Raw genomic sequence first — 3,510 nt, 5'->3', positions numbered from 1 at the left:
TTAAAGAGGGAAAGCCTATACTGTATTTATCGGTTAGCAATGGTGCTGACCGGCCCGGAACCAGCGGCGGCAACCGCTCCGGGCAACCTGCGAAGGGGTGAAAAATGAAATTAACCACGCTGCTGAAAAAACATTTTGATATTGAGGAATGTACCGATGTGGATAGCACCGTAAACCGGGAGGTGTATGCCATTTGGGTTTATGAAAAAGGCGAAGATTGCGAGCCGTTATTAATTCTCAAAGATGCACAGGATTTTATGGGCGTGGATGGCTGGCTTGTCGGGAATATCTATTCCACGTTGCAACATGGCTTATTGCTACAGCATGAAGAACTGAAAACGATGATCCGAAACGGCGAGATTAAGAGCCGTTAAATCTATACGCGGTCGGCAATAGTGCCGACCGGCCCGGACACAGCGGCGGCAACCGCTCCGGGTAAACTGCGAAGGTACAGAGGCTACTATGTCAGTAAAAGATTTCACCCCTACCCTGGAAATTAAATTCCATCGTCGCCGCTGGCGTATCATGGTCGGGCGTTCAAGCCTGGCCTCTTTCCGCTCCGAACAGGACGCAATTGATGCTCTCAATAAGCGCCGCTCATTCTATGAGTATTGGGCCGGTTCTGCCGGTGTACAGGCAGAAAACACAGAGCCGGTGATTGTCCACGTAACATATTGAACACCTGCAAAGCCCGGTTTCCGGGCTTTTTCACATCGGTGAGTACAATAATAAGTAAAATATAATGATACTTTTAGTTGACTTCATGGAGGGGAAAACCTATACTGTATTCATCGGTTAGCAATGGTGCTGACCGGCCCGGAACCAGCGGCGGCAACCGCTCCGGGTAAATAGCGAAGGAGTATGATTATGTTATCTAGCCGTTTTCGTTCTGCAAATATCCTGCGTTCTGACCGCCCTCTTAACGATGATCAGATCATGCGTTATGCCCCGTCTATTTTTGCCACTGAAGCGCATGAAAGCCGCTCCGACCGTTACGCCTATATTGCGACCAGCGAAGTATTAAATGGTTTGCGTGATAACGGTTTTCATCCATTCATGGTTTGCCAGACTCGCGTTCGCAACCTGGATAAACGCGAACACACCAAGCACATGATCCGTCTGCGCCATGCCGGGCAAATTAACGGCACCGAAGCGAAAGAAATCATCCTGCTTAACTCTCATGATGGCAGCAGCAGCTATCAAATGCTGGCCGGTGTATTCCGTTTCGTCTGCCATAACGGTTTAGTCTGCGGTGATACCGTTGCTGATATTCGTATCCCGCACAAAGGAAACGTTACCGAGCGTGTTATTGAGGGCGCTTTTGAAGTGCTGGATCAGTTTGATAACGTTGAAAACCATATGGATGCTATGAAGTCTGTCACACTGAATGCGCTGGAAAAGCGTATTTTCGCTGACGCGGCGTTAGCACTGCGTTATGACGAGAAAGACGGCCCCGCACCAATCGCCGCGAGCCAGCTCCTTGAGGCGCGTCGTTTCGAAGATCGCAAAGATGATTTGTGGACAACGTTTAACCGTGTACAGGAAAACATCATCCGTGGCGGTTTGAGTGCCAGAACTAAGCAGGGCAAATCAACTCGTACCCGCGCCGTTACCGGCATGGATAAGGATACTTCTTTAAACCGCGCTTTATGGATTCTCAGCGAGCGCATGAATGAACTCAAAGCCGCTTAATGGCAAACGCCCCGCTTGTTCGCGGGGCTTTTATCAACCCGAAAAAGGTGATTATCATGGCTTCAAGAGGTGTTAACAAAGTAATTCTGGTCGGCAATTTAGGCCAAGATCCTGAAGTGCGTTATATGCCGAACGGCGGCGCGGTTGCCAATATTACGTTAGCCACGTCTGAAAGTTGGCGTGACAAGCAAACCGGCGAGATGAAAGAGCAGACTGAATGGCATCGCGTGGTATTGTTCGGCAAGCTGGCTGAAGTCGCCGGTGAATATCTGCGTAAAGGCTCGCAGGTGTACATTGAAGGCCAGCTCAGAACTCGTAAATGGACTGATCAAGCGGGCGTGGAGAAGTACACCACAGAGGTTGTGGTCAACGTCGGCGGTACTATGCAGATGTTAGGCGGGCGCTCACAGAACGCTTCTCAGACTGGTAATCAGCCGCAAGGGGGCCAGCAGTTCAGCGGCCAGCCACAAACCACCGGCACAGCGGCAGCGGCAGCGGCAGGAAACGAACCACCCCCGTTCGACGATGATATACCGTTTTGAATGACGTAAGTATTTGTAATAAATTAATAAATCGGCCCGTAACCGGGCCGTAATGAGGTAAAAAATGGCAGTAGAACGCATTTCCCCTGAAGAATGGCAGCGTATCGCACCGGCATTACGCACATGCAGCCAGGTAACGATCGATATGGCATACGCCGTACTGGTTGACGGTCGCAAACAAGTCGATGTGGCTAAAGAGTTCGACCGGTCAAAGCAAACGGTCAATGCTGCAATCAGGCGCGTTACTGCGATTTTTAACGAAGTTATCCCGGAAGATGAGCAGTTAGAATTTGTGCAAGTCTGGTTGCCGCCAGAGCTGGCGAAGCAGGTTAAAGAAATGGCTAAAAAACATAACCAAAATGGAATTTAATTATGTCTGATACACATATGTCGTTATATGAATTTCTAAGAATGTTCGTTGTAATAGGCGTAATTTTCATCGGGTACTTTTATCTCATCCTCTATGTGATAACGGTTCGTAAAATAGGGGGCGTAATTCAATTACTTGCTCTTGTTGGCCTTAGCGCGATGTTTTCGTTCATGATATTCAGGAGTGACGAAATGTGGTCGGGTGAGCCAAAATTTTCTCTAGCGCTGATGTTAGGAACGTTTGCAGCAACTGCTATTTTTTACATGCTTAAATTATTAATTCATGTTTTTAATTCTTTAGGTAGAGAATAAATTATTATAGAGGGTAATGGATATGGCAAAGGTAAGATTTGAAAACTCATTAAATAAAATGATTTTTGAGATTCGCGGTCATGAATCATTTTCCGAAATGGAAACAGCGTTACTAGATTTTTGTGATGAAACTATGGGGGCAAACCATCCTGATATAGTGGCGGAATATCCGGTTTATTATAAGCATTTTAATAATGATAAAATTTCTTATGAGCATATAGGTTATGTTAATTTAGGAATAGATCAGGATGATGGTTCTTGCTATACGATTGAACATCTGACATTAGACCGCAAAACACTTAAAAACCACTGGCATCCCTTCTATTTTTATAAAGGCGAATGTGAGTACGGATTTAAAAATTAACAGCAAAAATCACTTATGGCGTTCCCTCCGGGGCGGGCTTTCGTGCTCCGCATCGAGCCAGGCAAGCTGTCTCGCCCCTCCGGGCTTCAATCCCTAACGCAATCAACTGCGCTCATCCTGATCTTGCCGGTTTTCTCCGGTGCCATCGTGTCTGTAGGGGCGCTGGCCGCTGCGCGGCCATCCCCCCAACACCCGGATAAATCACGCCCGGCCCGTCGCTACGCGCCAGCC

Annotated in this window: 8 protein-coding genes; all 8 read left to right on the top strand. The window is 47.7% G+C overall.

The genetic code is table 11. The features are described from left to right. The first annotated feature begins 104 nt into the window (after window positions 1-104). Window positions 105-374: a hypothetical protein gene (locus OGY08_RS00045; protein WP_021544370.1), complete on the top strand. Its 270-nt coding sequence runs from the start codon at window positions 105-107 to the stop codon at window positions 372-374. A gap of 88 nt (window positions 375-462) precedes the next feature. Then, window positions 463-678, top strand: coding sequence for a hypothetical protein (locus OGY08_RS00040; protein ID WP_000111575.1), 216 nt, complete (start codon window positions 463-465; stop codon window positions 676-678). Between the two features lie 186 nt (window positions 679-864). Continuing rightward, window positions 865-1,692 carry a DUF932 domain-containing protein gene (locus OGY08_RS00035; protein WP_024147850.1) on the top strand — a complete coding sequence of 276 codons (828 nt, stop codon included), beginning with the start codon at window positions 865-867 and terminating at the stop codon, window positions 1,690-1,692. Between the two features lie 56 nt (window positions 1,693-1,748). Beyond that, window positions 1,749-2,234: a single-stranded DNA-binding protein gene (locus OGY08_RS00030; protein WP_286565297.1), complete on the top strand. Its 486-nt coding sequence runs from the start codon at window positions 1,749-1,751 to the stop codon at window positions 2,232-2,234. 64 nt (window positions 2,235-2,298) lie between these two features. After that, window positions 2,299-2,604, top strand: coding sequence for a TrfB-related DNA-binding protein (locus OGY08_RS00025; protein ID WP_117143801.1), 306 nt, complete (start codon window positions 2,299-2,301; stop codon window positions 2,602-2,604). 2 nt (window positions 2,605-2,606) lie between these two features. Then, window positions 2,607-2,915, top strand: a complete 309-nt coding sequence (locus OGY08_RS00020; protein ID WP_169516768.1) for a hypothetical protein — start codon at window positions 2,607-2,609, stop codon at window positions 2,913-2,915. Between the two features lie 22 nt (window positions 2,916-2,937). After that, a complete protein-coding gene (locus OGY08_RS00015) occupies window positions 2,938-3,279 on the top strand; it encodes a hypothetical protein (protein ID WP_125125821.1) in 342 nt (113 codons plus the stop codon). 42 nt (window positions 3,280-3,321) lie between these two features. Then, the coding region (locus OGY08_RS00010) for a hypothetical protein (protein WP_286565289.1) at window positions 3,322-3,510 on the top strand (189 nt) is incomplete at its 3' end.

The organism is Citrobacter sp. Cpo069 (genome assembly GCF_030332785.1).
In the GTDB taxonomy this organism is placed as follows: domain Bacteria; phylum Pseudomonadota; class Gammaproteobacteria; order Enterobacterales; family Enterobacteriaceae; genus Citrobacter; species Citrobacter portucalensis.
The sequence above is the reverse complement of the archived record's forward strand: the minus strand, read 5'-3'. Positions and strand labels throughout refer to the sequence as shown.